General features: G+C 65.8%; 1 protein-coding gene. It reads left to right on the top strand.

The window, feature by feature from the left end; genetic code table 11:
• Nucleotides 1-232 (top strand): DUF5611 family protein (locus tag D3D02_RS20180; protein ID WP_199723249.1); only part of this gene is annotated, 232 nt, incomplete at its 5' end.
• Nucleotides 233-430 lie beyond the last annotated feature (198 nt).

The following is a 430-nucleotide window of genomic DNA, read 5'->3' as shown; positions in this document are numbered from 1 at the left end:
GTTCGAACGGATCGTCGCGGGCGCCGCCGAGTACGGGAGCAAGAAGGACAAGCTGGCGGTCCACTTCGAGGAGCGGCCCGCCGAGGACGTCATCGCCGAGGGCAACGCCGACGCCGCCGCCGACGCCGTCGACGCGAAAAACGAGTTCCTCCTGGAGGCGACCGGCCGCGACGCGAAGTCCCGCCGCGACTCGCTGAAGCGCGAAGTCGAGGACGACGCCCCCGACTACTGACCGGACCCCGCCGCCGTTTCTCGTCGACGCCCCGTTCCCGGAGCCGACGGCTTCGCGTTCGATCGGCCGGTAGTCCCGACGGCGCGCGCCGGGGAGAGTGTCAGGATCGATCGATTAAATGTTTATTCAGATTTGAGTTAAAACTGCGCCAATCTTAACTCGGTCGGGGACGAAAGGCCTGTATGAGCATCGAGACGG

The sequence above is a fragment of the Halobellus sp. Atlit-38R genome, assembly GCF_003665925.1.
GTDB lineage: Archaea > Halobacteriota > Halobacteria > Halobacteriales > Haloferacaceae > Haloquadratum > Haloquadratum inordinatus.
The sequence above is the reverse complement of the archived record's forward strand: the minus strand, read 5'-3'. Positions and strand labels throughout refer to the sequence as shown.